The following is a 2,769-nucleotide window of genomic DNA, read 5'->3' as shown; positions in this document are numbered from 1 at the left end:
CGTAGGGAGCGGGAACAGTGCCTGGATCTCCCGCGCAAACTGGTCGACCTTGGAGGTGTCGAGGGCGATCAACTCCGTCAGCGGAAGGAACACCGAAAGGCCTATCGCCGCCAAGGCATACTCGTCCACCTCAAACCCCGCGCGATCGTCGGGCGCGGCGAAGGCCGGGTCCACAAGAGTGGGCCTGCGTGCTGATCGGACGTCGGAGGCGACCTCGAGGTCGACCAAGACCAGTCGTCCGTCAGCACGGATCAGCACATTGCCCGGATGGAGGTCGCCAATGACGACGCCGCGTTCGTGCACCGCCGCCACTAGTCGGCGAAGCTTCGTCATCACCTCTACCGCCCAGGACGTGTATCCGGTGAAGTCCTTTGACTCGCCGAGCAAGCTGAGCGGGTACCGGTCCACGAGGCTGCCCGACAGCGGCGTTCCCTCGATGTACTCCAGCGCCAAGAAGTGGTGACCGCCGACGATGAAGGCGCCCTTCACTTCCGGTACGGCGCCGAGGCCGGCGAGGGACTCGAGGATCACCCGTTCGTTGGCCAGTCGCTGCACCGCGTCCGATCCGTCGATGGCGAGTCCGGCGTGGGGGCGTGCCTCCTTGAGGATCACCGGCTCGTCGGTACGCGCGTCAGTCGCGAGATAGACGCCACCGCCGTTGGAGAAGTGCAGCGGCCGTTCGACCCGATACGGCAGATTCGCAAGAGTCGTGGCGGCTCTTGCCTCGAGGGCTGGCGCCAGTAGCGTTGGCACCGTGACCCAGGGCGGGACGCTGAACGCCGTCCCGCGACGATCCGGCACCAACAAGCCGTCGGGCGCTTCGATCGCGGGCACCACCTCACCGGAGTCCGACAGGCAGTAGCGCTCCGCGAAGGCGCCGTACCTGACATACAAGGGGCCATCCGACCAACGAAGGTCGCTCAAAATATAAGGCCCCTGGAAACCCGCCAGTGCGACCCCTAGGTCGTTCAAAGCCTCACCGAACTGGACCTCATCGCGAGGATAGATCGTGATGAACTTGCCGCTCGACGCCCGATCCGCATACTTGCCGTTGGCAAGCAGCAGCAGTTGAGCGCTGCGCACAAACTTGAATGGGATGCGCTGTTCGAGGCAGTAGTCCCATACGACGTTGAGAATCTTCTCGGCATCGTCCAAAGAAGCTGACGCGTGGATCTTCCATCCCTGACTCGGGACGTCCGCATCTGCGGGGGTGTAAACCAGCCAGTCTTCCAAGCTGTCGCGCCGCCAGCCCGGCGGGACAGAACGGTTGGCCAGCTCATAGTCGACGTCGTCGTCGCGCGCCAGCATCGGGGCGTCATAGAACAGTGGGTCGTTCAGGCAGAATGCCTCGTAACCCTGGCTCACCCCGGTCCCTCCCGATTGCGTATGCGTCCCGCGGCCCGGTGTGCCTCGTGTACCCCCGCGAAGCGCACAGCAAACCGTTTCCAGTAGCCGCCGTCACGTTGTTGCTGTCGGCACCTTCTCGACCAGCGGCCGGTATCCGGCGAATGAGGACTCCACCAGCCCTTCGCCACCGGTCAGGCCGGCCAACTGATGGCGTAGCTCAGGCACTCGAACAGCCGCCATGATCGCCTCGACGGTCCCGAGCTCCGCGGTGAGAAGCGGTACTTCGACGGTCGCGCCGAGCCGGGCCAAGGCAGCGAGGATCCCGCCGACGGCATTCGCGGGCACCTCGAGCTGTAGCCGTTCGGTCGGCTCGCAGACCACGGTTGCCGCCCGCTCGAGCGCCTGTGCCAGCACCAGCGGCGTGAGCTTGCGGAAGTCCGCGGCGGTGCTGAGCGGCCCGCTCCGCGAGGGCGGGCCGTCGGGCACGCTGTACATGCAGCGGTTCAGCGTGACCACGCAGTCGGTGACCTGCCAGCCGTGCGGGCCGACAGCCAGCGCCTCGCGGACGTACTCCTCCATATGCACCGCGAAGTTCTCCGCGCGCTTGTAGACGTACAGCGGCACGGCGCTCCAGGGCACCTCCAGTCGGAATGCGATCCCGGACCCGACCGCCGCCGGCTCCACCTGCAGGCCAACCGTGGCGTTGTAGGGGTTGGAGTCGGCGTGCAGCTCCTCGACAGCCTCGCCGACCCGCGTCGGCCGCTCGACGTAGAGGGGCGTGGCCGGGTGAAATGTCACCGCGAGGCCGTACTCGGTGGCCAGCGTGGCGGCAATCACTTCCTTCTGCACTTCGCCATACAGAGAGACAGCCACCTCGCGTCCACTCGGGTCGGTCCGGACGCCGATCAACGGGTCCTGGTCGGCGAGCTGGCCGAGCGCCAGCCGCAGCCGGTGGCCGTCCGCGGGGTCGGCGGGTACGACGACCGACTCAAGCGTTGGCGGCGCGAACTCTCGACCCGCGGAGCTCCCGGCGACGGTCCCGATCCTGTCGCCCACGGTGGCTCGGTCCAGGCCCCAGACCTTGGCGATCCGGCCGGCTGCAACGCTGGACCGTCTCACGGTGCGACCGTCCTCGAAGACCGCGATCGCCGTCGCCCGGCCGTCGTGCCCGGTGTGCCCCGAGCCCACGGGCACCCGCTGCCGCACCCCCAACTCGCCGCCGAACATCCGAACGTAGGCCACCCGCTCGCCCGACGGCTCGCGGCCGATCTTGAACACCAGACCGGAGATGCCGTCGTCCGACGCGCTCCTGGGTTGGGCTCGGCCCAGCAGGCCGACCGTGCCCTGCACGAGCTGCTCGACGCCGACGCCGGTCAAAGCGGAGCCCACATAGACCGGGTGGGCGAGGCAGCGTCGAGTCTG

1 protein-coding gene and 1 pseudogene are annotated in these 2,769 nt (G+C 67.5%); both read right to left on the bottom strand.

Features of this window, described 5'->3' with window-relative positions:
• Positions 1–1,365: class III lanthionine synthetase LanKC (gene lanKC / locus Q0W90_RS24095; protein WP_297777148.1), on the bottom strand; the 1,365-nt coding region annotated here is incomplete at its 3' end.
• Positions 1,366–1,458: 93 nt separating this feature from the next.
• Positions 1,459–2,769: pseudogene (locus Q0W90_RS24090) on the bottom strand (GTP-binding protein); the annotation flags it as partial.

The sequence above is a fragment of the Mycobacterium sp. genome, from assembly GCF_025933915.1.
GTDB lineage: Bacteria > Actinomycetota > Actinomycetes > Mycobacteriales > Mycobacteriaceae > Mycobacterium.
Note: the sequence above shows the minus strand (reverse complement) of the source record. Positions and strands in the feature narration are given on the sequence as shown.